This window comes from Streptomyces sp. NPDC059201, assembly GCF_042754585.1.
In the GTDB taxonomy this organism is placed as follows: domain Bacteria; phylum Actinomycetota; class Actinomycetes; order Streptomycetales; family Streptomycetaceae; genus Streptomyces.
In genome coordinates this window covers 24666-50394 of sequence record NZ_JBHZBB010000015.1, presented here as the reverse complement: position 1 = coordinate 50394, position 25729 = coordinate 24666, and the positions used below count along the sequence as shown (strand labels likewise).

Genomic DNA, 25729 nt, shown 5'->3' with positions numbered 1-25729 from the left:
GCCCGCTGTCACGCCTGTGTGCTGAGCCTGTGGTCCGCCTGTGAGTGCGTCTGTGAGTGCGTCTGTACAGCGATTCCGGCGGGTGCCTCATCGGGCGTTTCGGCGGGTGCTTCGGCGGGTGCTTCGGCGGGTGCTTCGGCCGGCAGCCGGACGCTGAAGACGGTCCGTCCCGGGACGGAGTCCACGGTCACCTCGCCGCCGTGGGCGACGACGACGGCCCGGACGATGGCGAGGCCGAGCCCCGTCGACCCGGCCTGCCGGGAGCGGGAGGCGTCGCCGCGCGCGAAGCGTTCGAAGACGGCGGGCAGCAGCTCCGGCGGGATGCCGGGCCCGTCGTCCTCCACCTCGACGACGACCGCCGCGCCCTCGGCCCGTACGCGGGCGGTGACGGTGGTGCCGGGCGGGGTGTGGGTCCGGGCGTTGGCGAGCAGGTTGAGCAGCACCTGCTGGAGCCGGGTGCCGTCGCCGCGTACGGCCGACGGCCCGGCCTCCTCGGGCAGTTCAAGGCGCCACCGGTGGTCAGGACCGGCGGCGCGGACGTCCCCGACGGCGTCCACGAGGAGCGGGACGAGGTCGGTGCTCTCGTACGAGAGGGGGCGTCCGGCGTCGAGCCGGGCGAGCAGCAGCAGGTCCTCCACCAGGCCCGTCATCCGGGCGGCCTCGGACTCGATCCGGCCGAGCGCGTGCCGGGTGTCGGGCCCGCACTCCTCCCGTCCGCGCCGGGTGAGTTCGGCGTAGCCGCGGATGGAGGCGAGCGGGGTGCGCAGTTCGTGGCTGGCATCGGCGACGAACTGCCGGACCTGCGTCTCGCTCCGCTGGCGGGAGTCGAGGGCCGCGTGGACGTGGTCGAGCATCCGGTTGAGCGCCGCGCCGACCTGCCCGACCTCGGTCCGGGGATCGGCCTCGGCCTCCGGGACCCGCTGGTGGAGCGCCACCTCGCCGCTGTGCAGCGGCAGCCGGGCGACCTGGGAGGCGGTGGCGGCGACCCGGCGCAGCGGCCGCAGCGCGATCCGTACGAGCACCGTCCCGGCGAGGGAGGCGGCGGCGAGCGAGGCGCCGGTGAGGCTGAGTTCGACGAGGACGAGGGTGGAGAGGGCGCTCTCGACCTCGGTGAGCGGGATGCCGGTGAGGAAGGTGCCGTGGATGCCCTGGGTGTGGACGACCCGGTACGAGCCGAGCCCGCCGGGCAGTTCGACGGTGTGTGCCCGCCCGTCGCGGGGGACGGCGGCGAGCGCGGTCTCCTGCGCCGCGTCCAGCTCCCTGACGGGGAAGAGCGGCCGGTCGCCCGTGCCGCTGCCGGCCACCTCCGTCGAGTACCCGGCCTCGGTGATCTCCCCGCCGTCCACGACGGCGCCGAGCGTCCCGATCGGGGAGCCCGGCGAGCCGAGGAAGGCGAGGCGTTCGCGGTCCCGGCCCCCGGGGTCGCCGCCGGGCGGCGCGTCCGGCGGCCCGGCGGCCCGCTGGGCGAGCCCGGTCAGCTGCTCGTCGGCCCGGTCGTAGAGGTAGGAGCGGTACGCGATGGTGGTGACCGTGCCGATGACGGCCGCGACGACGGCGATCAGCGCGACGGCGGAGACCACCAGCCGCGTCCGCAGCGACCACGGCCGCCGGGAGCGGAGCGGCATGAGGGCCTACTCCCCCGGCTTGATGAGGTAACCGGCCCCCCGCCGGGTGTGGATCATCGGCGAGCGCCCGGCGTCGATCTTCCGGCGCAGGTAGGAGATGTACAGCTCGACGACGTTGGCCTGGCCGCCGAAGTCGTACGACCACACCCGGTCGAGGATCTGCGCCTTGCTGAGCACCCGGCGCGGGTTGCGCATCAGGTACCGCAGCAGCTCGAACTCGGTGGCGGTGAGGTGGATCGAGTCCCCGCCCCGGGTGACCTCGTGGCTGTCCTCGTCGAGGGTGAGGTCGCCGACCGCGAGCACCGACTCGCTGCGGGCCTGCGCCGCGCCCGAGCGCCGGATCAGGCCGCGCAGCCGGGCGACGACCTCCTCCAGGCTGAACGGCTTGGTGACGTAGTCGTCGCCGCCGGCCGTGAGCCCCGCGATCCGGTCCTCGACGGCGTCCTTCGCCGTCAGGAAGAGGACCGGCACCTCGGGCAGCTCGCGCCGGATCGAGCCGAGCAGGCTGAGCCCGTCGACGTCCGGAAGCATGATGTCCAGGATGACGACGTCGGGCCGGAACTCCCGCACCGCCCGCAGGGCACCGGCGCCGTCGCCGGCGCTGCGCACCTGCCAGCCCTCGTAGCGCAGGGCCATGGAGAGCAGCTCGGAGAGGGATGCCTCGTCGTCCACGACGAGGACGCGGACGGCGGTGCCGTCGGCACGGAGCAGATCGGCGCGGGTGCCGCGGCGGGCTGAAGTGCTGCGAGTGGTGACGGTCATGGCTTCACGCTCGCCGCCGCCGCTGAGATCCCTCTTTCGCTTTCCTGTGAATTCCCTGAGAAAGCCGTACGTCTCCTGACGCCTCCCGACGCCTCCCGGCTCAGCGTTTCACGTGAAACAACGCGGCGCCGTTGTCGTGCAGGACCGCCCGGAGCCAGTCGTCGCCGAGCCCGAGTCGTTCGAGGGCGTGGAGCTGGTGGACGTACGGGTACGGGATGTTCGGGAAGTCGGAGCCGAGCAGGACCCGGTCCTGGAGGTCGGCCAGCCGCTTGAGCGCGTCGCGCGGGAAGGGCGCGAGCCGCTCGCTGAAGTCCGTGAACGCCATGGTGGTGTCCAGGAACACGCCCTCGTACCGCTCCGCGAGCCCGAGGAAGTCCTCGTACTCCGGCATGCCCATGTGCGCGACGACCAGCCGCAGCCGCGGATACCGGGCGAGCAGCTCCCCGACCGGTCCCGGCCCGGTGAAGGCGCCGGGCGCGGGCCCGGAGCCGCAGTGGATGACGATCGGCGTCCCGCTGTCGGCCAGCAGCCCCCACACCTCGTCGAGCAGCGGATCGTTCGGGTCGAAGCCGCCGACCTGGAGGTGCACCTTGAAGACCCGTGCCCCGTCGTCGAGGGCCTGGCGCACGTACGCGGCGGCCCCGGGCTCAGGGAAGAAGGTCGCGGTGTGCAGACAGTCGGCCGTCCGCGCGGCGAACTCGGCGGCCCAGGAGTTCAGCCAGGCGCCCATCCCGGGCTTGTGCGGATAGAGCATCGAGGTGAAGGCGAGCACCCCGAAGCCGCGCAGCAGCTCGACGCGGCGCTCCTCCTCCTCGCGGTAGGTGATGGGCCAGGGCTGCCCGGTCAGCGGCCCGACCGCGTCGAAGTACGCCCAGACCTTGTCGAGGACGTTCTTCGGCATGAAGTGCGTGTGTACGTCGACGAGCCCGGGCAGCCCGAGCCGCGCGGCCAGCCCCCGCACGGCCGCGGCCTCGGTCTCCATGCCTGCCCCCTGGGCCGCGATGGCCTCGGCCTCATGCCCGCACATGGCTGTCACCCCGTTCGGCCTTCCCGATGTGGATGCTGTACGCGTCGTACCAGGAGGAGGGCGGTTCGAGCCCCGAGATCAGCGACTGGGTCATGTGATCACCCTCGCCGGGCGGGTCGGACGATGTCCACGGGTCGCAGGCAAAGGGATCCAAGACTTTACGCAGTCCGCCCGACTTCTCGTCAGAACAGCCCGGCCTGCTCGTTCCGGCTCTCGGGGGCCGCGCCGACGGGCACGCTCCAGGCGTCGCCGTCCCCGCCCCGCTCCAGCCCCCAGCCGCCGAGCAGCCGCCCGTCGAGCGCGAGGTGACGTCCGTCGGGGGCGAGCAGATGGAGGTCGGGCCCGGCGGCGGCGAGCACCCGCCCGGTGACGACCCCGCCGTCGACGAGCTCGCTCACACTCCCGTCGAGCGGCGGAAGGGAGGTGAACAGGGAGGAAGGGCTCAGACCGAAGACCTCCCCATGGTCGTACGCGGCGAAGGGCAGCGCCTCCAGGGTCTCCCCCCAGCCCGCGACGCCCAGGGCTCGCCCGTACAGCTCCTCGATCTCCACGGCCCGGGCGCCGGCGTCCGGGAGGGCCACCCGCAGCGCCCTCTTCCGGTCGTACGAGACCCGGTCGGGCACGCCGAGCGCCTGCCGCAGTACTTCCTCGGTCCTCCGGGCGGCCATCAGCGGACCCCGTCCGAGCCAGCAGAAGGCGACGGCGCCCTGTTCGAGAAGGCGCGCGTCCCCCCGGTGCTCCCCGGTGATCCCGACCTTGACGGTGCCGGGCCCGAACCAGGCGAGGTAGACGCGGTAGGGCCGGGGGTCGTCGGCGAAGGTGTCGGCGGCGACCGAATGGGCCCGGTCGAGCCGCGCGCACTCGGGGCAGAGCCCTCCGGTCGAGCGTCCGGGCACGGCAGCGGCGACCGGACAGGCGTTCCCGCGCACGCCCGCGCAGGCCCGACCCCCCACGGCCCGGAAGACGAGCGCCTGCCCGTAGACGACGGGGCTCACCCGCCCACCCCACCACCGCAGCCCGGCCGATCCCCCGCGCCACCCGACGCCGCCACTCCGCCACACGGCCAGGCCACCTCCCACTCCACGCTCCGCCCCTCCAGTCTCCGACACCTCAGACGTGCCCCCTCAGGGCAGGACGTAGATCCGGGTCCCGTCCGGGCAGGGATCGCCGACCTCGCGCATGCAGCCGCGCTCGATGAGCAGCCGGACGCAGTCGCGGACGCGCTCGCCGGAGAGGCCCGTGCGGCGGGTGACGTCCTGGGGGCGGCAGCGGACGCCGCCGCGGACGAGGGCGGGGGCGAGGAAGGTGGCGACGGCCCGCATGTCGCCGCTGATCTCCCAGGACTCGACGAGTTCCTGCGCGCTGAGCCCGGGCGGGGCCTCGGCGCCCCGCTGGCGGGGGACGGCGAAGGTCCGCTCAAGGGAGTCGGCGACCCTTGAGAGGCTGTGCCGCGTCTCGCGCAGCAGTTCGGCGTACCCGAGGAGGTCGGCGGCGTCCTCGTCGAACCGTCCCTCCAGCCGGACGAGGACGTCGACGAGCTCGGGCGGCAGCAGGGACCCGCTGTGGGCCGGGGCCGGTTCGAGCCCGTAGCCGCCGTGCCGCTGCACCTCGGCCACCAGCTCGCCCACCCAGGCCCGGAACGGCCCGGCCTCGGGCGAGCGGCAGGCGGTGACGAGCTGTACGAGTCCGGGGAGGCTCACCATGCGCGCGGTGCCTCGGATGCCGCTGCGCGCGAGTATGTCCGGGCTGGGGGCCAGTTCGCGGGCCGGCGCGAGGCACCAGGCGGGCAGCGCCACGCTCCGCAGCGCCTCGCGCGCCCCCGCGTACCCCAGCCGCCGGGCCACGTCCACGACGGGGAACCAGTGCGCCCCGTCGACGGCGGTGAGCCGCCTCAACCGGCCCCCCGCGGCGGCCCGTACGAAGTCATCGATGTCGATCGCGTCCAACGATCATCACCTCCACCCGCACGCTAGGCCGAAGGCATATTCAACTGACATGCAAATCAGATGGGTTCACCCAAAAGGGGAAGGCCCCGGGCAAACCCGGGGCCTTCGTACGAGTCTCCGCGCGCGGACCTCGGTCCTCGTTCCGCTACGCCTAGCGGGCGACGAACTGCGTGAGGATCGCCTGCACCTCGTAGATGTCCACGCCCTTGGTGAACGTCTTGGTGACGGGCAGCTGCTGGCCCGAGATCCAGATCTTCAGCTCGGCGTCGAGGTCGAAGGTGCCGGCCGTCTCGACGGCGAAGTGCGTGATGCTCCGGTACGGGATCGAGTGGTACTCGACCTTCTTGCCGGTGATGCCCTGCTTGTCGACCAGCACGAGCCGCCGGTCGGTGAAGAAGATGGTGTCGCGGATCAGCAGGTAAGCGGCGTGCACCTGCTCCCCCTGCCCGAGCAGCCGCGCGTAGTCCTGCTGCGCCTGCGCCGGATCGATCGCGTGCGCGTTCCCGAAGAGCGCCATGGCTCTACCCCCCACTTTTCAGACAAAAAATATGATCACCCGAACCTAACCCCACCCACCCCGCCCCTGGCAACGGTCTCTCCCGGGAACCACAACACAAGAGGCCCCGGACTCACGTCCGGGGCCTCTCACCTATGTGCACTCGGCAGGATTCGAACCTGCAACCTTCTGATCCGTAGTCAGATGCTCTATCCGTTAAGCTACGAGTGCTTGTTCTGTTTTCTTGTCTTCGCTCCCCGGCCTTTCGGCCCGCTCGCGGCGACAGGAAGAACATTACATGACTGCCGCCGTCCTGTGAAATCCGATGAGACCACCCCCTCTGACCTGCGAAAACGCCGTCAGGGGCGGTCTCGGGCGGAGGGGCGGAGCAGGGGCTTCCGGGGGTGGAAACGGGGGCGGAGGGGCGGAAAGAGACCGGGGTCACATGCGCGGGGCGCATGGATCGGGGCGGGGCACAAGAGGGCCCCTGGCCCCGGCACCACGGTCGGGAAACGGAAGAAGCCCCGGCCGTGGGGCCGGGGCTTCTTCTGAGGGCGGAGGCGGAGGGATTTGAACCCTCGATGGGCGGTAAAACCCAAACCGCATTAGCAGTGCGGCGCCATAGACCGGACTAGGCGACGCCTCCTCGCACCCCGCGCATGCGCGGAAGGTGCGTGCAGATGATGACACAGGCGAGCCTGGTGTCACCAATCGCTTTCACCGTACTAGGCGGGCGGGGCCCAGGGCAAAGCCCCCGGCGCGTCCCGGGACCCCCGCCCCCGCCCGGCGCACCCCGGTTGCGCAACGCCCGGAGGGCCGGAGCGTTAGGGGAGGCGGAGGCTCCCCTCCGCCCTTTCCCCCTCCGTTCCTCCTTCCCGCCTCACCCGCCCCTTCTCCCCCCTCCCCTGCCGTACGTATCCGGAGTCGTTCCATGCCGCTGCGCCGTCTCGTTCTCTCCGCCCTCCTCGCCGCCGGGCTCGCCGGCACCGTCGTCGGTACCGCCGTCGGTGCCGCCTCGGCCGTGCCGCTGCCGCCGCTGCCGTTGATCTCGCCGCCGGACTCGCTGACGGTGACCGTCTCCGGGAGCGGGAATCCGGACGCCGACGGGAGCTGGAAGCTGACCTGCGACGCACGGCCGCAGGGCGACCATCCGGCGGCCGAGCGGGCCTGCGAGCGCCTGGAGGACTTCGCGCGCGCCGGGGGGAACCCCTTCGCGCCGGTGCCGGAGGACGCGTTCTGCGCGCAGGTGCACGGCGGGCCCGTGACGGCCCAGGTGACGGGCACCTGGCAGGGGCGGCGGATCGACGCCCGTTTCTCCCGTGCGAACGGCTGCGAGATCGAGCGCTGGGAGAACGTGGAACCTCTCCTTCCGAGCATCCGGGCCTGACGATCGGGGGTGTCGTTAGACTCCCTCAGTGACAGGGCCGCCGCCCGAGGGGCAAGATGGGGCCGGCCCGCCGTCACGGCACATGCCGGACGGCGCACACCGCGGGCACAGCCCGGGGGCAATTGCAGGCGTCAGGGAGGAAACGTCGTCGTGAGCAGCAGGCCATCCCGAGGCGCTGCTCGCCTCGCAGCCATACTCGACGCCCTCCCCGACGGCCTCGTGCTCGTCAACTGCAACGGCACGGTCGTCAACGCCAACACCATCGCGCTCGGCATGTTCGAGACCCCCGGCACCGCGCTCGTCGGGCGCGGGCTGCTCGATCTGCTGCCGTCCTTCGACTCGCGCCTGATCCCCGGCTCCATGCGCCGCCCCGATCCGGCGGACGAGCGCGGCCGGACCACGCCGACCCGGATGATGGCCCGCCGCACGGACGGCGGCGAGTTCCCGGTCGAGGTGACGAGCGCCAGCCTGGAGGACGGGCGTGAGGCGTACGACTCGTACAGCAGCTACACCGGCGACGAGCTGCTGATGCTCGTCGTCCGCGACCTCACCGGCACCCTCGACACCGAGGCCGAGCTGGCCCGCTCGCAGCGCCAGACCGAGATGATCCTGCGGGCCGCCTCCGAGGGCGTCGTCGGCACGGACACCGACGGCCGGGTCGTCCTCGTGAACCCCGCCTTCGCCCAGATCCTGGGCTACCGGGCCGGCGAGCTCGGCGGTGCCGAGCTGCACCCGCTGATCCTCGCCAAGCGCGCCGACGGCACCCCGTTCCCGTACGAGGAGTCCCCGCTCGCCGACACGCTCAAGTCCGGCCGCAAGCACCGGGTGCGCGGTCAGGTGCTGTGGTCGAAGGCCGGCGACCGCGTGCCGGTCGACCTGACGACCGCTCCGGTGCGGGACGGCGACCAGCTCGTCGGCGCGGTGATGACCTTCACCGACCGCAGGCCGCACGAGGAGCTGGTCGAGAAGCACGCCGTCGAGCTCGCCGACCGGGCCGAGCGGCACGCGGCCGAACGCGAGGCGCAGGCCGAGAAGTACGCCGCCCTCGCCTCCCGGCACGCCCAGCTGACCGCCGTCCTGGCCGAGTCGCTGCGCGGGCCCCTTGAGGAGCTGCGCGGCGAGCTGGGTTCGCTCGCCGCCGACGACGGCGTGCAGCTGTGGCCCGAGGCCAACCAGGTGCTGCACCACCTCGTCGCCGGGTACGCCCGGATGACCGCCCTCGTCGACAACGTCCTCGGCTACCAGCGCCTGGACGCCGGCGAGGAGGAGCTGGACCGGAAGGTCGCGCTGCTCGACGGGATCGTGACCGGCGGCATCGACGCGGCCGTGGAGCTGATCGGCCCGGGCCGGGCGCAGTTCGCCGTGCACGCGCCGCCGATCGAGGCCGAGGTCGACGCCGGCCGGCTGACGACCGCGCTCGCCCACCTCGTCGCGGACGTGGCCGGGGTCGACGCCACCGGCAAGACCCGCGCCTCGGCGCAGGGCGCCGCCACCCCCGCCGACTCGACGATCGTGGTCGCGGCGGCCCAGCGCGGCGAGGTCGTCCGCATCGAGGTCCGCGGTCCGTACGCGGGCGGCGACCCCGTCCACGGCCCCATCGTGCGCGGCATCGTGGCCGCCCACGGCGGCGTCGTACAGACCCACGAGGTACCGGGGACGAGCGGCGGCGCGTACGTCCTGGAGGTCCCGATCGGGGCAGGGCGGGGAACCGTTCCCGCAGCCGAACCGAAGCCTGAGGCGAAGTCTGAGCCCGGGTCTGGGTCTGAGCTTGAGGTGAGGTCCGGGCAGCAGCCCGCTCCCGTTCCCCCGGCCGGGCAGAAGACCGGGCCGGAGGCACCCCGAAGTGGCGGCGTGCCCGCGCTGCCCGCGCAGGCGTCCGGGCCCGTGGACGGCGAGACCCTGGGTGGGGCCTCGGGCGGTCCGGGGCGGCGGCGGGCCCGGCGCGGGTCCACCGACGCGTTCCTGGAGAGCCCGGTCTCCCCGGAGGGCGGTGCCGGGGCGGTGGCCGTGCCGGCCGCCGGTGGCGGACGCCGCCGCGCCCGTACGGAGGAGACCGCGGGTCCCGCCGAACTGATCCCCGCCCAGCAGTCCACGGGCGTCGAGCCGACCGGACGCCGCCGGGGCCGCCCGGCCGAGGGCGCCGTCGTGACCGCCGCCGAGGGCGCGCAGGAGCGGCCCGCGCTGGGTGCCGCCGTGCCGCCGCAGGGCGTCGCCGTCGACCCGGCCGGTGTCCCCGCCCAGGCCGCCTTGCCGGCCGCGCCGCAGGGTGTACTCGCCGTGGCCTCCCTGGAGAGCGCCGAGGGCGCCGAGGGTGGTGAGCGGCCGACCGGCCGCCGGCGGCGTGCGCTCGCCGCCGCGCAGGAGCGCGCCGCCGCGGCCGAAGCGGGCCCCCGCACACCGTTCGCCCTGCCCCCGGCCGAGGCCGACCGCGAGGACCCGACGGCCGTACAGGACGAGGACGGGACCGAACACCCGGAGCGGTACGAGGGACAGCGCCCCGACGAGCACGCGAACGGACACGGGGCCCAGCACCCGGACAGGCGCGGGGAGCCGCACCTGGGCAGTCACGCGGACTCAGACGGGGTGCAGCACCCGAACCGGCACCCCGGCCAGCCCGCGGACCAGCACCCGGACCGGCACGGAGCCCAGCCTGGAGGCAGCCCCACGCCCGGGCGGGATCACGAGGCGGTACGAGACGTACCCGCGCTCGGTCACACTCCCCCGCAGCCGCATCCGCATCCGCTTCCGGCGGCACCGGCGGCGCCCGGGGCCCCGTCGGCCACGCCGGTCCCGGCCACGGGTCTGGCGCCGGTCGCCGCCCCCCTGGCCGTACCGCCGGCCGCTCCGACGGCCGTACCGCCGACCGCTCCGACGGCCGTACCGCCGGCCGGCCCGGCGGCGACGCCCGCGCACGGCACCGGAACGGCCTCCGGCAACGGCACCGGTTCCGTACCGCTGCCTCCCGAGCTCCCGATGCCGACCCCGAATCCAACCCCCGCACCGACCCCCGCCCCCACGGCCACCCCTGCTACCCCGGCCACCCCGGTCCCCCCGGCGGCTCCGCTGCCGAAGGACTCGACGCAGGGGCGGGCGTTCAGCGTGCGGACGCTCGGGCAGGGGGTGCCGTTCGCGCCACCGGCGCAGGCCGGGACTCCCGTCGCGGCGCCGTCGAACGGTTCGGGCCGGCGCCGGAAGCTCGCGACGCCGCCGGAGCTCGACCCGCCCGCCCCGACACCGGCCCCGGCGCCGCTGCCCGCCGCCGCCGCGCCCGTACCGCCGCCCGTGTCCGAGGGGCGGGGGCGCGCGTACGCGATAGGGGCGCCCGCCGAGGGGTCCGCCGAGGGGCCCGAGCCGCTGGACGGTCCCGGGGGCGCGGTCGAGGTCGTCAACCGGCCCGCACCGCTGCCCGTCGACGACGAGATGCCGCCGGAGCCGCTCGACAACCCGCGCCGGCTGCTCGTCTGGCCCGCGCCGGACGTGTCCACCCAGCAGGCGCTGAGCGACCGCGGCTACCGGCCGGTGATCGTGCACTCCCGCGAGGAGGTCGACGCGCAGATCGCCGCCTTCCCGGCCGCGCTCTTCGTCGACCCGCTGACCGGGCCGATCACCCGGACCGCGCTCCAGTCGCTGCGCCAGGCGGCCGTCGCCGCCGAGGTGCCGGTGCTGCTCGCGGCCGGACTCGGGCAGGCGGGCCGGGAGGAGGCGTACGGCGCCGATCCCGCCGTCCTGCTCAAGGCGCTCGCGCCGCGCGACAGCGAGCAGCACCCCTCGCGGGTGCTGGTCATCGAGGAGAACGAGCACATCGCGGCCGCCCTCGCCGCCACCCTGGAGCGGCGCGGGATGCAGGTCGTGCGCGCGGCCACGGACACCGAGGCGGTGGCGCTGGCCGCCGAGACCCGGCCGAACCTGGTGGTCATGGACCTCATGCAGGTACGCCGCAGGCGGGCCGGGATCATCGACTGGCTGCGGGCGAACGGGCAGCTCAACCGCACCCCGCTCGTCGTCTACACCTCGGCCGACCTCGACGACGAGAAGCTGCCGGAGCTGTCCTCCGGCGAGACGGTCCTCTTCCTGGCCGAGCGCTCCAACAGCGGCGAAGTGCAGGCCCGGATCGTCGACCTGCTGGCGAAGATCGGCACCAACTGACGGCATAAGGCGGCGGGGGGAGGGCTCGAAGCCCTCCCCCCGCCGCAATCGCTAAGTGCTGGCCAGAGCTGTTCAGAGCTGGGTGACGTCCAGCTCGCCCTCCGCGTACTGCCTGCGGATGACCTTCTTGTCGAACTTGCCGACGCTGGTCTTCGGGACCGCCCGCACGATCGCCCAGCGCTCCGGCAGCTGCCACTTCGCGATGCCGCCCTCGGTCGCGAGGAAGTCCCGCAGGGTCGTGTAGTCGGCGCTCTCGCCCTCCTTGAGGACGACGGTCGCGAGCGGGCGCTCGCCCCACTTCTCGTCGGGGACGGCGACGACGGCGGCCTCGGCGACGGCCGGGTGGGCCATGATCGCGTTCTCCAGCTCGACGCTGGAGATCCACTCGCCGCCGGACTTGATGACGTCCTTGGCCCGGTCGGTGAGGGTGAGGAAGCCGTCGGGGCTGATCACGCCGACGTCGCCGGTCTTCAGCCAGCCGTCCTCGCTGAACTTGTCCTCGGGCCGGATCGGCTCGCTGTCCCGGCCGCCGAAGTACGCGCCCGCGATCCAGGTGCCGCGCACCTCCAGCTCGCCGGCCGACGCGCCGTCCCAGGGCAGGTGCTCGCCGCTGGGACCGACCAGGCGGGCCTCGACGCCGGCGGGGAAACGTCCCTGCGTGACGCGGTACGGCCACTCCTCCTCCGGGGTCAGCCCGGCCGGCGGGTGCGCCATCGTGCCGAGCGGGGAGGTCTCCGTCATGCCCCAGGCGTGACAGAGGCGGACGCCCAGCCGGTCGTACGCCTCCATGAGGGAGGGCGGACAGGCGGCGCCGCCGATGGTGACCTGCTTCATGGAGGAGAGGTCGCGCGGGTTGGCGGTGACCTCGGCGAGCAGGCCCTGCCAGATGGTGGGGACGGCGGCGGCGTGGCTCGGCTTCTCGCGCTCGATCATCTCGGCGAGCGGGGCCGGCTGGAGGAAACGGTCCGGCATGAGCATGTTGATGCCGGTCATGAAGGTGGCGTGCGGCAGGCCCCAGGCGTTGACGTGAGTCTGTGGCTCTAAAGGGGTACGGCCTGTTTCACCTAATCAGGGCCAGGGTGGCGGGTCCGTCGGCGAGGGCCTGGTCGACCTCAGCCTCGACGGCGGCCTCGACGGGCCGTTCCCACAGGAAGTCAAGCGACCAACCCGCGCGAGTCCCGAGAGGGCCGCGGCAGATCTTGACGGGGGCCCATGGGTCCGGCTCCCACACGGGGTGAACCTCGACCGTGACGCCTCGCAAGTACCCTTCGGGGCTGCGGTGGTCGTACAGGGCGACGCGCCGAATCACCTGGCGCAGCAAGGCGTTCGCCTCGACCGCGTTCAGCAACTTCCACTCGGCGAGCAGGCCGACGACCAGGGGGCGGAAGTCCTCGCGGCGCGGTGCCTCCTCCTGTTCGTCTTCCTTGCCCAACTTGTTCAGGTCGGCGACCAACGATCCCTTGCGGCCGACCAGTTTGTCGCGCACGCGCGCGAACGAGTCGCCGGGGTATTTGTCGGGGTCCATGGCGTTGTCCTCGATCAGACGGTCGATGGCCCCCTCGATCTTGGTCAACTCGCGCTGTAGCCATGCCCGCTCGCGCTTCGCCCGCTCGCGCGGGTCCTCGACTTTCGGCCGCTCCTGCTTCTCCTCGGGGGTCGTCTCCAGGGCGTCGACCGCGTCGACGACTTCCCGCTGTAGCCACGCCTTTACGCCGTCCTCGACCTCTTCGCGCGAAACGTTGATGCCCTTCGGGCAGTCGAGCCGGTTCGCGGACTTGTGACGTGAGCAAACCGCCCACTTGCCGCGGATTTGTTCCTTGGTGACGGAGTCCGTGCCGGAAGCGTGGCTGACGTGGAAACGGCACCGGGTGTGGGCCATGAGGCCGGTAAGCGGGTAGGTGGCTTTCCGGGCCCGCGGGGGTGTCTTCTTCGTCTCGGCGCGGTGCGCGCGGTACGCCTTCCACTGGTCGGGAAGGATGATCGCGGGCTGTGCTCCGGGGACGTACATCATCCGGTCGTTCTTGCACCGGCTGATCGTCCCGGAGCTGTACGGGCACGGGCATTCGGGGTCGTGGACCTGCAACAGGCCGGCCGCGAATCCGCTGTCGAGGTAGCGGGCCACGCTCGACATCCCCCACGCCTTCCCGCGCATGGTCTGAAGCCCCAACGTCTCGTTGAGCCAGTGCGTGAGCGCGTTGAAGCCGTCGTGGTCCTCGGTCTTGCGCTCGTACATCTCCTCGACGACCGATGCCGTCTCGGGGTGGAAGGCGTAGCGCTCTTGTTGGAGGCGCCACCCGGTGGGTTGGGCGGGGTCCACCATCTTGCGGGGGTGCCAGATGTAGCCGAACCGCGGGCGTCCGGTGGCAGGAAGCTTGAGTTCCTTCACGCGGTAGGCGTGTGCCTCCTTCCACTGCTCCGACGCGCGGTCGGACTCGTAGTTACCGAAGGCGAACACCATGTCGCGCTGGAACTTTCCGATCGCCGTCGTGGCGTCGATGCGCTCGGTGGCCGACTCCAGGCGTCCGCCGGCGGCCTCCAACCGGGCGAGCCACATGACGTTGCCGGTGCGGTTGCGGCCGAATCGGCTGTATCGCCAGACGACGACGCCGCGGGCCCCGCCGGCCTCGACGCGCTCGACGCATCCCGTGATCTTCCGCTTGAAGTGCCGGCCGGACTCGTCAAGGTCGATGACGTAGTCGATGATCCGGACGCCGACGCTCTCGGCCCATGCGTCGATCGCTGCTCGCTGCAACTCCGGACTGATCTTCTCCTCTTTCCAGGTTGAGACCCGGATGTACGCGATCCACGGCTCGCCCAACGTGAGCGAGCCGCGAAATGTGCCTGGTACGTCTAGTTTCATACCGCTTTCCGTGGGTTGTTGTCCTTTCCGTGCGGCCGGATCAGCCGCACGTTGCCGAGCGGGTCGTCGCACGGGGTGTGGGCCCCATGCGGGCCGTGCCCGGCTTCCTCGCCACCGTCCGGCGGTGCGGCCGGGGCGTCGAGAAGTCCTTGTGACACGTGGGTGAGCGCGCGGTGGTAGCCGGCTCGGTACGCGTGGTCGAGCTGTTCCTCGGTGGCCTGGTTGGCGCGGTGCAGCAGGGCGTAGCCGAGTGGGGGGAGCGCGACGATGGCGAGCAGTACGCCGATGCGCCAGATGGGGACGGTGTTGGTGAGGACTCCGGCCAGGGCGCCGAGTGTGCCCAGGACGATCACGGTGGCCGACGGGATGTAGAGCTGTCGGGTCATGGGGTGGGAGTCCTCCGTTTGTGGTTCAGTCGGCGACTCTCTGTTCGCCGGGTGGGGTGCTGCGGCGCAGGGTGTCCGTCATTTTCAGGAACAGCCGGCGCTCGGTGGGGTCGGTGATGCCGAGTTCGTCGGCGGCTTGGTCGGGTGTGATGCGGTCGCCCGGGGGCGCGGTAGGTCGTCGGACGGCGGCTAGTTCCTCTGGGGTGAGGACGCCGGCGCGCACGAGGATGTCGGCGTAGGGCTCGTGGATGGCGTCGGCGAGGGTGCGCAGGATGCGTACATCCGTTGGGATTTCGCTGTTAAGTAGGCGCATCACCGTGGCCATGCTGATGCCGGAGTCCTTGGCGAAGGCTGTCCGCCCGCCGCTGCGTCGGCCGGACAGGTCGTAGCCCAGTCCTTCCAGTTTGGCGGCGAGCCAACCGCCGAACTCGGCAGTAGCCCCTGACGCGTGAGTGGTGCCATTGGTTGTACGGCTCTTGTTGTTTTTCACGGTTGAAAGATAGCGCGCGTTCTGTCATGTGGGCAGGGCGAGGCCGCAAGATCCGGTTTTGGCTCATAATCGCCCCCCTTGGCGCATGGCATTGCTCGAACGAACCCCACTGTTCGCACGTGTGTCCGATTCTAGTACGCCCCACTACTCCACGTCGACGGATGTTTACGCCGACCCGTTGAAGACCTAACTTCCAACCTTGAAAATTAGGTGCTAACTTTCTGTCTCGGTAGTTAGTTCAGCCGGAAGGAAGCGCCCCCGTGTACGACCGCGCCCTGTTGCACACCGCCGCCCACATGCGCGGCATCACCACCCCCGCCCAGCTCGCCCGCGAGGCCGGCCTCTCCGTCCCCACCGCGTGGCGGATCTGGAACGGCATCGGCGCCCCCCGCGGCGACCTCGCCGCCCGCGTCGCCGAGACCGTCGGCATCTCCGCGTCGAGCCTCTACACCCCCACCGTCACCGAGGCCGCCGCATGAGCGACGTCATCCCGTACGAGCAGGCCATCGCGAACGCCCGCGCCGTCCTCGACCGCGCCCGGCTCCGCATCGCCCGCGACCGCGCCGCCGGCCGCCTCTCCCCCGAGCACGAACTGATCTGCCGCCGCCTCGAACGGCAGCAGGCCCAGCAGGCGCAGACCCCCCGCCGCGCCGCCGCCTGAAACGCAAGAGGGCCGCCCGGAAGCGACCCGGACGGCCCTCATCCCCCGAAGGAGATCAACATGCAGCACCAGGGTAACCACCGCACCACCCCCGCCGCCCAGGCGATCAACGGCGCCCACCGCGGCGCCGCCCGCGCCCGGTTCATCGGCGTCATGGCCCGCCAGCTCCACGCGATCGAGCCCGGCACCGTCCGCGTGCGCACCGTCCGCGTCCTGGTCGACGACCGGCCCCGCACGTGGGTCGAGCTGGTCGACGCCACGGGCCGCGCCATCGCCACCACCCCGGCCGCGTGCCGCGCCGCCTACGGCTTGCTCCGCCGCGCCTTCCCGTCCGCCGACTGGTCCCGGCCCCGTACGTACAACGCCGCAACGGGCGACCTCGCCGTCGACGCCCTCGGCGTCCCGGCCGAGCTCGGCATCGACACCGCGCCGGCGGTGACCGCGTGATCAGCCCGCAGCCCACCCGCGACAACCGCGCCGTCGAGGTCCCCCTCGACCGGATCACCGCGCCCCTGCTCGACGCCCTCGCCGCCGCGTATGCGGACGACCCCGCCACCATCGGCGCCCTGCTCGTCGAGCACGCCGCCGCCGTCGGGCACCGCGACCACCTCGGCCGCGACAACTCCCCGCACGCCCGCGAGGTCGCCGCCGCCGAGGCCGACGAGACCCGCGAGGCCGTCGAGGATCACCTCGACGGCGAGGCGACCCGGCCCGTACGCCTCACCCCGCGCGCCGCTCACCAGCTCGCCGGGCGACTGGTCGCCCTCGCTCACCGCGCCACCGGTACCGCCTACGTCGACCGCGAGGGCGAGCGGTGGATCTTCCCGGGCGAGACCACGCCGCGGGGCGAGCCGATCGTCGCGTGCCCTGCCCCCCGAGACCCCCACGAGGCCGGCACCGGTCCGTCGTACCCGTGGACGTTCCACGCCGTCGACGCCCGGTTCGGCCCGCTCACCGAGGAGACCCCCGCCGCATGACCGTCACGACCCTGGCCACCCCCCTTACCGGGCACCTCGCCGCCGTACCGCAGCCCCCCGTCGAGCAGCTCGCCGGACCGCGCGACCTCACGCCCGAGCAGGTCGCGACCCTGCTCGCCCCGATCAACCCCTCGCGTGTGCAGACCCTCAACCGACAGAGCCACGTCGAAGCGTGGGACGTCCGTCGGTGGCTCAACCGTGTCTTCGGGTTCGCGGGATGGAGCGTCGAGACATCCGAACTGATCTGCATCTCCGAGCGCGAGATCAGCAAGGGCCGGTGGACCGTCATCTACCGCGCACAGGTGCGCCTCACCGTGAAGACGCCCGACGGCCGCCCCCTGTCTCTGTGGGAGGACGCCGCCATGGGGGACAGCCGCAACCAGCCGTCGTTGGGCGACGCCCACGACATGGCGATGAAGACCGCGCTGTCGCAGGCGCTCAAGCGCTGCGCCGTGAATCTCGGCGACCAGTTCGGGTTGTCCCTCTACAACGACAGCAGCCGTCGACCCGTCGTGCAGTGGACGGCCGTGCACACCGCGCCGACGGACCCGGAGCAGGCCGCCGCCGAGGACGAGCCGGTGAAGCCCGAGCCCGCCCCCGAGCAGCAGGCCGTCGAGGCCCCGGCCGCCGAGCAGCAGCCGCGCCGCAGCGACCGCGCCGAGCCGGGCCCGTGGGAACAGGCCCGGGCCGAGCAGAGCGAGCCCACGGTGTCCGGCTACGTCACGAAGGCCAAGGCCGCCCGGACCGCCGGCGACGTCCGCGTGCTCTACGACACCGCGAAGGCCGAAGGCGTCGCCCCGGCCGTCCTCGCCGAGGTCGCCAACATCGGCGCCAGCAAGCCCGGAGCCCGGCCCCGGAAGAAGGACACGGCCCGGCCGACCGCGCCGCCGCCGACCCCGCCGGCCGCCGTCGACCCCGAGCAGGCCGCCGCCCAGGCCGAGAGCGCGCTCAGGGTCGCCGCGAGCCGCGCCCACCTCGCCGACCTCGACGCCGCGTTCGAGCGCGTGCACGGCCTGCCCATCGAGCAGGCCCCCGTGGCCTCCCTCGACTCGTTCCGCGCCATGATCGAGAACGGGGCCGGCCGATGACCGAGCAGCCCCAGACCGAGCAGGCCGCGAGCAAGCCGACCGCGCCCGACCCCGTCGCCGTCCGCGAGGCCGTGACCCGACAGGCCGTCCTCGGCGCCCTGCTCGCAGAGGTCAAGGCCGCGTACACCACCGCTAAGACCGCCGCCGACGACCTGCTCGACAAGTCGCACACGGCCGGGGGGACGACGAAGGTCGAGGCCCGCCTGCCCGACGGGACAAAGGTCGGTTCGTCGAGCAGGGCGGAGGGCGAGCGCGAGGCCCAGGTCGTCGACGTCGAGGCGTTCCGCGAGTGGGTACGGGACCACTACCCGAGCGAGCACGTCGTCGAGTTCGTGCCCGCCCAGGTACTCACCAGCGTGCGCCCCGGGTTCGCGGGCAAGGTGCTCGCCGAGGCGACCGCGGCCGGCGCGTCCCGGTACGTCGACACCACGTCCGGCGTCGTGCACGACGTGCCCGGCGTCGAGCTGCGACCGTCCCGGGCCGCCTCGCACCGGCTCACCTACACCCGGGGGAGCAAGGCGCAGCCCGCCAGCGGGCGCGACCTGGTCGCCGCCGCATGGCGCGCGGGCGCCCTGCTCGGGTTCCTGCCCGCCCTCGCCCCGGCCGCCCAGCCCACGGAGCCCACGGAGCCCGAGCAGTGACCCGGGCAACGACGGCAAGGCTCGCCGCCATGCGCCGGCGCCTCGACGAGCCGTCGCCCGAGACCGTGCCCGGGCAGCTCGCCGTCGACGCCCCGGCCACCGCCCGCAAGCCGCCGAAGGTGTGCGAGCACGGCAACCCCCAGTGCGGCGCCCGTCAGGTCCGCCCCTACCCGTGCGGGTGGCGATGCGACGAGCACCAGCCCTCACGCACCCACCGCCGCGCCACCCCGTGACCGGCCCCGGGGCGAGGTGACACCCCGCCCTCGCCCCGGGCGCCCCCAGCAACAGGAGCAACCCCCGATGAGGGCTTTCTACCGCGGATACAGCGTCCGTACCGGCCGCCGTGCCGCCCAGGTGCGCCGTCTGCACATCATGCGCGAGGACGGGCCGATGCCCGGCCGTCAGGGCGAGTGCGGCACCACCGGATGGGACGTCACCCACTCCCCGGCCGTCCTGCTCGACCCCGCCCCCCAGACGCCGCCCGCCGGCCTCGCATGGTGCCCGCGCTGCGTGGGCCTCGCCGCCGCCCGTACCGGCCTGCTCGACCAGTGGGCCGCCCAGCTCGCCGCCGAGGCCGCCCGATGACCCTCGACGCACAAGACTGGGTGTGGCAGCACTCCCGGACGCGGGGAAACGCGCGGCTGGTCATGCTCGCCATTGCCGACGCGATCACCGGCCCCGACGCGCTCGCCAGCATGGGCACGGCCGAGATCATGCAGCGGCTCAACGTGAGCAGGTCGACCGCGCGGGCCGCCGTCGACGCCGCCCTCGCATCCGACGAGCTGGTCGAGGACGAGCCCGCCAAGGGCAGCCGGGCGACGCGCTACAAGATCCCCGGAGCCGTCAACTACGTCCGCCGGTACCGCGGTACCGGGCCGAAATCCGGCCCCATAGCCCCGCAGGCCCACGGGCCGGAATCCGGCCCCCTAACGGCTACCGGGCCGAAATCCGGCCCCTCTACCGGGCCGGAGTCCGGTCCCCCCGTACAGGACCCCGCGCCCCTCTTTGGGACCGAGATTCGGCCCCCTATGGGGCCGGAATCCGGCCCCCATCACTCACCCATAGACGGAGTGAATGAAGGAGGGAGGGGGGAGTACCGCGCCGAGGTCGCCACGATCCCGGCGAAGGCCCGCCCCCTGGTCGACCAGATCACCGCCGCCGGCGTCCTGGTCGCGTGGACCCTCGCCCCCGGCGAGTGGCTGGTCGTCGACGCCCTGATGAAGCGCAGCGGCGCCGACATGCTCGCCCAGGCCGCCGTACAGGCCGCCCACCGCGCCCGGAAGGGCGTCGCCCACGCCCGGTACTTCCTGCGCGGCTGGCAGGCCCTACCGCCCGCCCCGGAGCCCGGCACCATCCCCGCCACCGCCCCGGCCGGGCCCGCCCGCTCGAACGTGATCCCCCTCGACCGCTCCCAGCCCCGCGGACGCGTCGCCCAGTCCGCCGACTACCTCGCCGAAGCCCTCGCCGCCATGGAGGCCCAGCAGTGAACCCCCGCGAAGTCGCCGCCCTGATCGCCTACGTCGTCCGCCTCGACCCCCGCCTCGCCCTCGACGACCAGGCCGCCGCCGGCGAACGCCTCGCCCAGTGGTGCGACCTGCTCAGCGACGTGCCCGCCCAGGCCCACGGGTGGGACGCCGCCCGCGTCGCCCGCGACTACATCGCCCGCAACCCCTACCGGATCCAGCCGTCGGACGTGTCCCGTCCGTGGCACGCCCACAAGACGGATGTGATGAGCCGCCACGTCGGCACGTTCGAGCCCACCGCGCACCCGGAGATCAACCCGGACGACGAGACCGGCGACGCGTACGTCGCCGCGCTCCGCGCCGAGCGCCAGGCCGTCGCCGCCGGGCACCGGCCGCCCGTCACGCACCGCGCCCTCACGTCCGGCCCGCCCGCCGTCGAGGTCGAGCGGCGCCTCGCCGCACTGGGGACGTACATGCCGCGCACCGTCGCCCAGACCTTTGCCGCCTACCGGCCCGTCCGCGCCGAGCGGGAACGCCTCGCCACCGCAGGCATGCCCGACCCCCTGTCGGTGCCGTGCGGGTGGTGCAAGGCGGAGCCCGGCGCCCCCTGCCGCGACGTACGGACCAACCCGAAGACGTCCGCGGTCGCGACCCGCCGCCGCGCCAAGCCGCACCCCTCCCGCCTCGACGACGCGAACGCCCGCCACTACGCCGCCCAGGAGACCGCCGCATGAGCCACGCCACCCCGAAGAGGGCCCGCACCCACCGCCGCAAGGCCAACAGCGGCGACACGACCCGCAACACCAACGCGTGGCGTATCGAGGGCAGTTGGGACCACCGGCCCGACGTGCCGGTCGTCGTCCGCACGTCCGACCGCAAGCACGCCCGCCGCGTCGTGCGCGAGCTGGTCGCCAAGGGGGCGTATGTGATCGTCCAGGAGCACGCCGGGTGGGACCGCTGGACCACCGTCGAGGAGATCAACGGCGCCGCCCGGCTCGCCGAGGCCGCCGCCGAGCAGCAGCTCGCCGCCGCCGGGCACCCGCCGACCCCCGCGGACTACCGGCCCGACGCCGACGACCGGCACCGCACGTGGCTCGCATGGATGGAGGCCCGGGCCGCCGTCGAGGCCAAGTGGGAGGACCGCGCCCGGGCCGCCGTCGAGGCCGGCCGCCGCCGCGACCGCCTCGCCGCCGAGGCCGCCCGCGACGCCCGAGCCCTGATGATGCCGCCCGCGATCGTCCGGCCCGAGAACCGCCAGCGCGCCCGGCATATCACCGGGGCGCAGCGATGACCGCCCCGGCCGCCGTTGCCGTAATCCGTGCCGCGCTGGAGGACGCCGCCCGCGACGTCGTCGACGGCCCGGCCGACACCGCCCGACGAGTTGCTGCCGAGTTGGAACGTTGCGGGTGGGACGTCAGGCCCGCGTACGGGGTCAAGGTCCCCGGCTCCCGGCCCTGACCAGCACAGCAGGGGGGGCGCATCCCCGGAGACAGCGCGCCCCCCGCCTGCTAACTTTCTACCTCGGTTGTTAGTTACCGAGCACACGTCCCGAGCCCCGCCTCACATCCCCCGGAGGTACGTCCCCAATGGCCCGCACCGCCCCGGCCGAGCGCTTCGCCGCCAAGACGACCCCCGGACCCGTCCCGGCCGGCCTCGACACCCCGTGCCTGCTCTGGCCCGAGGAATCCCTCGACCGCGACGGATACGGCCGCTTCTGGGTCGACGGCCGCGTCGTACCCGCGCACCGCTGGTCGTACGAGCACAACCGCGGCCCCATCCCGGCCGGCCTCGAACTCGACCACACGTGCAGCGTCCGGCACTGCGTCGCCGCCGACCACCTCGACGCCGTCGACCACCGCACCAACGTCCTGCGGTCGACCGGCCCCAGCGCCGTCAACGCTCGCCGCACGCGATGCGTGCACGGCCACGACCTCACCGACCCCACCAACGTGCACGTGGCCTACCCGCCGTCGCACCCGAACGGGATGCGCAAGTGCCGCGCGTGCGCCCGCGACCGTGCCCGCCGCACCCGCGAGCCCCAGCTCGCCCCCGTCGCCACCCTTCCCACCCGCACCACCCCCGAGAGGACCGCCGCCTGATGGCCGGAGAAACCCCGATCACCGTCGTTGGCAACGTCGTTGCCGACCCCGAGCTGCGATTCACCCCCGCCGGCGCAGCCGTCGCGAACTTCCGCATCGCCTCGACCCCCCGCACCTTCGACCGCACCGCCAACGAGTGGAAGGACGGCGAGACCCTGTTCCTGTCCGTCTCCGTGTGGCGCCAGCAGGCCGAGAACGTCGCCGGATCCATTGGCCGCGGCGACCGCGTGATCGTCGTCGGAACCCTCGCCCAGCGCACCTACGAGAAGGACGGCGAACGCCGAGCGTCCTACGAGGTCAAGGCCGAGGAAGTCGGCCCCGCGCTCAAGAACGCCACCGCCACCGTCACCAAGGGCGGCACCAGCAGCAACACCGCCCAGGGATACGGCCAGCAGACCCCCCAGCAGCCCCACCGCGGCCCCCAGGGCGACCCGTGGGCCCAACAGCAGCCCCAGCGCTACACCGACGAACCCCCCTTCTAGCCCCCCGCGCGACCGGACGCGCACCCCCTCACGCGCGGGCGCACACGCGTACCGCACCCCCAGACAGGAGCGACCCCACCATGACCCGCACCCCCGCCCGCCTCGCCGTCGCCTCGCTCGCCACGCACCGCCTGATCGTCGCCGTGCCCAACTCCGGCCCGGGCGAGGTACTGAGCAACCTCCCCCGCCCGGACGCCGCCGCCATGCTGCGCCGCCTCGCCGACCGCCTCGACAGCCCCGCCGGCCGATGCGAGACCGCCCAGCGCACCGGCAACCCGTGCCCCCTGCACGACGCCCTCGACCCGACCCCCGAGGCCGTCGCCCAGGCGGAGAAGACGTACACGCAGGCCCTCGCGGAGCAGCTCGCCGCCCAGCTCGCCGGCGAGGACACCGCCCCCGCGCCCAGCTCGGCCCCGGACCCCGACGGCGACCTCGACGCCACCCTCGTGCGCAGCGCCCTCGACTTCAACGACGGCGAGCACGACCAGGCCCTCGCCACACTCCGCGACGTCCTGCTCGGCACCGCCCTGTCGCGCACCCCCGCCCAGGCCCTCGCCGCCAGCCGCATCCTGCTCGCCGCCCACGCCCGCCAGATCGAGGCCCTGATCGAAGCCGACTACCGCGCCATCCGCACCCGTTGGCGACTCACCCGATCGTCCCGCCACCTGCTCACCGGCTACGAGAACGCCCGCAAGCTGGTCGCCGCGTACGCCGCCGGCCTCGACCGCGACCAGGCCCTCGCCGAGCAGCACACCCCGTGACCCTCGCCCTCGCCGCAACCCTCACCGTCGCAGCCGCCCTGCTCGCCGCCGGGGTCCACCTGATCGCGTGGACCCTGCGCGGCGAGCCCGGGCGGGCCCACCACACCGAGCCCACCGACACGGAGCCCGAGCAGTGAGCACCCCAACCACCGAGCCCGAGCAGTACCGGACCGACGAGCACGGGACGCCCTGCTACCGGCACACCGACCCCGACGGCGACCAGTTCCTCGCCGCCGCCTCGCTCATCCCCGGACAGGGCCCCGGGATCTACTTCCACACCTCGCCCGCCGGCGCATCCATCCCCCTCGACCACCTCGACCAGTTCATCGCGCGCCTGCACACGATCGCCGACGTGGCCCGCGCCGAAGCGAAGGAGCAGCAGGCATGACCCCCAAGCGCCGCGACCGCGACCGCGCCGACCGCCGCAAGGTTGTCGCCGTCCTGCTCGCCCGCCTCGACCGCCTGTCCGACGCCGAGGCCGCCCTCTTGCGCGAGCACGTACTCACCGAGCAGCGCCTCGCCGACGAGCAGCGCGCCACCCTCACCACCACCAAGCGCGCCCGCACCCGCGAGCAGCGCGCCGCCGAGGCCGCCCTCGCCGCCGCCGAGGAGCGCGCCCGGACCGCTGAGAGCTACCTCGCCGAGGCCAAGGAGTACGGCGCCCGCCAGGAGCGGACCGCCGCCGACCAGCGCGCCGCCGTCTCCCGCGTCCTCGCCCTGGTCGGCCGCCGCGCCGCCGTTCCGGCCGACGCCGTATGGGCCGCCGTCGACGCCGCCCCCGCCGAGCACCGCAAGGCCGGCGACCTCGCCGACCGTTGGCAGGCCGACCGCCGCGCCCGCGCCCCGTTCCTCGCCGCCGCCAACTCGCCCGAGGCCCTGCTCGCCGAGCAGAAGCGCGGGCACGACATCGCCCTCGCCACCGAGCGCCGCAACGTCGTCGAGGCGACGCAGGACATCCGGGCCGAGCGCCACCGCGCCGACCGGTACCGGACGGCATGGCTCGCCGCCCGCCGCGCCCGCCGAGCCGTCCGGGCCGCGCTCCCCACCGAACCCCGGCCCCGTCTCGGCACCGTCAGCACCATTGCGTACGCCGACGGGCGGCACGCCCTCGCCGACACCATCCGGCGCGCCCTCGCCCACCCGTCCCAGGAGAACCGCGCCATATGAGCACCCGCACCACCGCCGCCACCGTCGCCCTGGTCGTGATCGGCGCCGCCGCAGTCGTCGCGTGCGACACCGGGTCGGCGTGCGCCGCCGTCGCCCCGCGGCCGGCCCCCGCTCCCCGCGTCGCCCCGAAGGCGCCCAGCACCCCGAAGGCGCCGAAGATCACCCGGCCCGGCACCGTCCTGCCCGTACCCGTCGACCTCGACGTCGACGACGACCCGTGCGAGGACCGATGAGCAGCCCCATAGCCCAGGTGCGCGCCCAGGCCGCCGCCGACCTCACCGCCGTGCGCGAGCAGTGGGGCGACCTGCTCGCCGCCATCGGCGAGCCGCCGCGCCGCGCCGAGTGGATGCCGTACGAGCGCCGCGGGTTCCTCGACCAGCTCGCCGCCGCCGACCACGAGGACGACGACCAGGCCGTCGAGCCCGTCGTCGGCCGCCTGCCGCTCATCCTGCGCGAGCACCCCGCGCCCGCCGATCTGCGGGCCCTCGACGCCGCCCTCGCCGTTGAGCGCGACGTGTTCGACATGTGCGACGCCGTCGCCGAGCGCGTGCAGCTCCCCACCCGTGACCCCCGCGGCACATGGTCGATCGGCGCCCCGGACGACCCCCGCCTGTGGCGCCTGCCCACGCACCGCGACGCCGGCCCCGGGGCGATCACCTCGACAGGGTCGCGCGTGTACGGCCTGCACTGGGCGTGCGTGTGGCTGGAGGGGCGCGCCCTCGACGACGACCCGGCCGACCGCGCCCTGTTCGCCCCCACCCCGGCGCCCCTGGTCGACCAGCTCGCCGACGTCGCCCGCGCCGCGCGCCGCCGCGTCGAGGCCGCGCTCGGGCGCGAGTCCCGGACGATCACGCTCGACGAGCCGTGCCCGTTCTGCACGGCCGGCCGGATCACCGTGCACAACGGTGGGGGCGACCCCCGGGCCGCGGTCGCGACCTGCTCGACCGGCCCGTCGTGCCCGGCCCCCGTCGACACCGACCGCGGGCGCCGGGCGTGGCGAGGGCCCGCCCTGGTCGGCCTGCTCGCCGCGCTGGAGGAGGGGCGCACCGCCCCGGCCGCGTAGGCACGGCAGGCACACCCCCAGGGGAGCACCGTCCCTCGGGGGTGTTGTCGTTTCCGGGCGCACCCCATCACTGTTGAGTAACGATTACCGCAATCATTGCGGTAATGATTGCGGTAACGGTTGCTGCAATGGCATCGTAGGCACTCCCAACGGGCCCTCACCCCGGACGGACCGCCGGCCCTCACCCGGCACCACCAACCGA

Annotated in this window: 30 protein-coding genes, 2 tRNA genes and 1 pseudogene; 21 read left to right on the top strand and 12 right to left on the bottom strand. The window is 73.7% G+C overall.

All coding sequences use genetic code 11. The annotated features are described in order from the left end of the window. Positions 1–8: 8 nt before the first annotated feature. The 8 genes from ACFXMG_RS34980 to ACFXMG_RS34945 form a co-directional block, all read right to left on the bottom strand. The gene (locus tag ACFXMG_RS34980; protein ID WP_383814091.1) at positions 9–1625 is read right to left on the bottom strand and encodes a sensor histidine kinase; all 1617 of its coding nucleotides are present in this window, start codon (positions 1623–1625) and stop codon (positions 9–11) included. A gap of 6 nt (positions 1626–1631) precedes the next feature. Then, positions 1632–2387: a response regulator transcription factor gene (locus ACFXMG_RS34975; RefSeq protein WP_383814093.1), complete on the bottom strand. Its 756-nt coding sequence runs from the start codon at positions 2385–2387 to the stop codon at positions 1632–1634. Positions 2388–2487: 100 nt separating this feature from the next. Further along, positions 2488–3369 (bottom strand): amidohydrolase family protein, encoded by an 882-nt coding sequence (locus ACFXMG_RS34970; protein ID WP_383814094.1) that lies wholly within the window; start codon positions 3367–3369, stop codon positions 2488–2490. A 227-nt stretch (positions 3370–3596) separates the two neighbouring features. Further along, entirely contained in the window at positions 3597–4481 is an 885-nt protein-coding gene (locus tag ACFXMG_RS34965; protein WP_383814547.1) for a DUF2797 domain-containing protein, read from the bottom strand. A 57-nt stretch (positions 4482–4538) separates the two neighbouring features. Continuing rightward, on the bottom strand, positions 4539–5360 hold the full coding sequence (locus tag ACFXMG_RS34960; RefSeq protein WP_383814096.1) for a BRO family protein: 822 nt from the start codon (positions 5358–5360) through the stop codon (positions 4539–4541). 151 nt (positions 5361–5511) lie between these two features. Next, positions 5512–5877, bottom strand: coding sequence for a PH domain-containing protein (locus tag ACFXMG_RS34955; RefSeq protein WP_360315850.1), 366 nt, complete (start codon positions 5875–5877; stop codon positions 5512–5514). A gap of 137 nt (positions 5878–6014) precedes the next feature. Continuing rightward, positions 6015–6087: transfer RNA gene (locus ACFXMG_RS34950), tRNA-Arg, on the bottom strand. Between the two features lie 324 nt (positions 6088–6411). Beyond that, positions 6412–6502: transfer RNA gene (locus ACFXMG_RS34945), tRNA-Ser, on the bottom strand. 285 nt (positions 6503–6787) lie between these two features. Here ACFXMG_RS34945 and ACFXMG_RS34940 point away from each other — a divergent pair. Together ACFXMG_RS34940 and ACFXMG_RS34935 are read left to right on the top strand one after the other, a co-directional pair. After that, complete coding sequence (locus ACFXMG_RS34940) at positions 6788–7243, top strand: SSI family serine proteinase inhibitor (RefSeq protein ID WP_383814098.1); 456 nt, start codon at positions 6788–6790, stop codon at positions 7241–7243. 150 nt (positions 7244–7393) lie between these two features. Next, the gene (locus ACFXMG_RS34935; protein WP_383814100.1) at positions 7394–11389 is read left to right on the top strand and encodes a PAS domain-containing protein; all 3996 of its coding nucleotides are present in this window, start codon (positions 7394–7396) and stop codon (positions 11387–11389) included. Between the two features lie 72 nt (positions 11390–11461). Here the strand turns inward: ACFXMG_RS34935 and ACFXMG_RS34930 are convergent. The 4 genes and pseudogenes from ACFXMG_RS34930 to ACFXMG_RS34915 all read right to left on the bottom strand — a co-directional run. Next, positions 11462–12427, bottom strand: a pseudogene (locus ACFXMG_RS34930) (AMP-binding protein); the annotation flags it as partial. 22 nt (positions 12428–12449) lie between these two features. Continuing rightward, positions 12450–14249, bottom strand: a complete 1800-nt coding sequence (locus tag ACFXMG_RS34925) for a recombinase family protein (protein WP_383814102.1) — start codon at positions 14247–14249, stop codon at positions 12450–12452. Further along, positions 14246–14635, bottom strand: a complete 390-nt coding sequence (locus ACFXMG_RS34920; RefSeq protein ID WP_383814103.1) for a hypothetical protein — start codon at positions 14633–14635, stop codon at positions 14246–14248. The genes ACFXMG_RS34925 and ACFXMG_RS34920 overlap by 4 nt, the downstream gene beginning before the upstream one ends. A 25-nt stretch (positions 14636–14660) precedes the next feature. Beyond that, entirely contained in the window at positions 14661–15125 is a 465-nt protein-coding gene (locus tag ACFXMG_RS34915; RefSeq protein ID WP_383814105.1) for an XRE family transcriptional regulator, read from the bottom strand. A 260-nt stretch (positions 15126–15385) separates the two neighbouring features. On the opposite strand from ACFXMG_RS34915, the gene ACFXMG_RS34910 reads away from it, so the two are divergent. The 19 genes from ACFXMG_RS34910 to ACFXMG_RS34820 all read left to right on the top strand — a co-directional run bounded on the left by ACFXMG_RS34910 (position 15386) and on the right by ACFXMG_RS34820 (position 25527). Beyond that, positions 15386–15604 (top strand): XRE family transcriptional regulator, encoded by a 219-nt coding sequence (locus ACFXMG_RS34910; RefSeq protein ID WP_383814107.1) that lies wholly within the window; start codon positions 15386–15388, stop codon positions 15602–15604. After that, a complete protein-coding gene (locus tag ACFXMG_RS34905; protein WP_383814109.1) occupies positions 15601–15786 on the top strand; it encodes a hypothetical protein in 186 nt (61 codons plus the stop codon). Before ACFXMG_RS34910 ends, ACFXMG_RS34905 begins: the two co-directional genes overlap by 4 nt. Before the next feature lie 60 nt (positions 15787–15846). Next, positions 15847–16233, top strand: coding sequence for a hypothetical protein (locus ACFXMG_RS34900; protein ID WP_383814110.1), 387 nt, complete (start codon positions 15847–15849; stop codon positions 16231–16233). Further along, positions 16230–16763, top strand: a complete 534-nt coding sequence (locus tag ACFXMG_RS34895; protein WP_383814112.1) for a hypothetical protein — start codon at positions 16230–16232, stop codon at positions 16761–16763. The genes ACFXMG_RS34900 and ACFXMG_RS34895 overlap by 4 nt, the downstream gene beginning before the upstream one ends. Next, entirely contained in the window at positions 16760–17851 is a 1092-nt protein-coding gene (locus ACFXMG_RS34890; RefSeq protein ID WP_383814114.1) for a Rad52/Rad22 family DNA repair protein, read from the top strand. The genes ACFXMG_RS34895 and ACFXMG_RS34890 overlap by 4 nt, the downstream gene beginning before the upstream one ends. Further along, positions 17848–18492, top strand: a complete 645-nt coding sequence (locus tag ACFXMG_RS34885) for a hypothetical protein (protein ID WP_383814116.1) — start codon at positions 17848–17850, stop codon at positions 18490–18492. Before ACFXMG_RS34890 ends, ACFXMG_RS34885 begins: the two co-directional genes overlap by 4 nt. After that, positions 18489–18725, top strand: a complete 237-nt coding sequence (locus ACFXMG_RS34880) for an aromatic ring-opening dioxygenase LigA (RefSeq protein ID WP_383814117.1) — start codon at positions 18489–18491, stop codon at positions 18723–18725. The genes ACFXMG_RS34885 and ACFXMG_RS34880 overlap by 4 nt, the downstream gene beginning before the upstream one ends. Before the next feature lie 67 nt (positions 18726–18792). Beyond that, on the top strand, positions 18793–19077 hold the full coding sequence (locus ACFXMG_RS34875) for a hypothetical protein (protein ID WP_383814119.1): 285 nt from the start codon (positions 18793–18795) through the stop codon (positions 19075–19077). Then, positions 19074–19979, top strand: coding sequence for a hypothetical protein (locus ACFXMG_RS34870; protein WP_383814121.1), 906 nt, complete (start codon positions 19074–19076; stop codon positions 19977–19979). The genes ACFXMG_RS34875 and ACFXMG_RS34870 overlap by 4 nt, the downstream gene beginning before the upstream one ends. Beyond that, complete coding sequence (locus tag ACFXMG_RS34865; RefSeq protein ID WP_383814123.1) at positions 19976–20689, top strand: cell surface glycoprotein; 714 nt, start codon at positions 19976–19978, stop codon at positions 20687–20689. The genes ACFXMG_RS34870 and ACFXMG_RS34865 overlap by 4 nt, the downstream gene beginning before the upstream one ends. Beyond that, complete coding sequence (locus ACFXMG_RS34860; RefSeq protein WP_383814125.1) at positions 20686–21246, top strand: hypothetical protein; 561 nt, start codon at positions 20686–20688, stop codon at positions 21244–21246. Before ACFXMG_RS34865 ends, ACFXMG_RS34860 begins: the two co-directional genes overlap by 4 nt. Positions 21247–21541: 295 nt before the next feature. Beyond that, entirely contained in the window at positions 21542–22054 is a 513-nt protein-coding gene (locus tag ACFXMG_RS34855) for an HNH endonuclease (protein ID WP_383814126.1), read from the top strand. After that, positions 22054–22536 carry a single-stranded DNA-binding protein gene (locus ACFXMG_RS34850; protein ID WP_383814127.1) on the top strand — a complete coding sequence of 161 codons (483 nt, stop codon included), beginning with the start codon at positions 22054–22056 and terminating at the stop codon, positions 22534–22536. The genes ACFXMG_RS34855 and ACFXMG_RS34850 overlap by 1 nt, the downstream gene beginning before the upstream one ends. A gap of 80 nt (positions 22537–22616) precedes the next feature. Beyond that, positions 22617–23297: a hypothetical protein gene (locus ACFXMG_RS34845; RefSeq protein WP_383814129.1), complete on the top strand. Its 681-nt coding sequence runs from the start codon at positions 22617–22619 to the stop codon at positions 23295–23297. Further along, positions 23294–23434 (top strand): hypothetical protein, encoded by a 141-nt coding sequence (locus tag ACFXMG_RS34840; protein ID WP_383814131.1) that lies wholly within the window; start codon positions 23294–23296, stop codon positions 23432–23434. The genes ACFXMG_RS34845 and ACFXMG_RS34840 overlap by 4 nt, the downstream gene beginning before the upstream one ends. Then, positions 23431–23685 carry a hypothetical protein gene (locus ACFXMG_RS34835; protein ID WP_383814133.1) on the top strand — a complete coding sequence of 85 codons (255 nt, stop codon included), beginning with the start codon at positions 23431–23433 and terminating at the stop codon, positions 23683–23685. Before ACFXMG_RS34840 ends, ACFXMG_RS34835 begins: the two co-directional genes overlap by 4 nt. Beyond that, positions 23682–24464: a hypothetical protein gene (locus tag ACFXMG_RS34830; RefSeq protein WP_383814135.1), complete on the top strand. Its 783-nt coding sequence runs from the start codon at positions 23682–23684 to the stop codon at positions 24462–24464. The genes ACFXMG_RS34835 and ACFXMG_RS34830 overlap by 4 nt, the downstream gene beginning before the upstream one ends. Beyond that, a complete protein-coding gene (locus ACFXMG_RS34825) occupies positions 24461–24697 on the top strand; it encodes a hypothetical protein (RefSeq protein WP_383814137.1) in 237 nt (78 codons plus the stop codon). The genes ACFXMG_RS34830 and ACFXMG_RS34825 overlap by 4 nt, the downstream gene beginning before the upstream one ends. Continuing rightward, positions 24694–25527, top strand: coding sequence for a hypothetical protein (locus ACFXMG_RS34820; protein WP_383814139.1), 834 nt, complete (start codon positions 24694–24696; stop codon positions 25525–25527). Before ACFXMG_RS34825 ends, ACFXMG_RS34820 begins: the two co-directional genes overlap by 4 nt. The last annotated feature ends 202 nt before the right edge of the window (positions 25528–25729 follow it).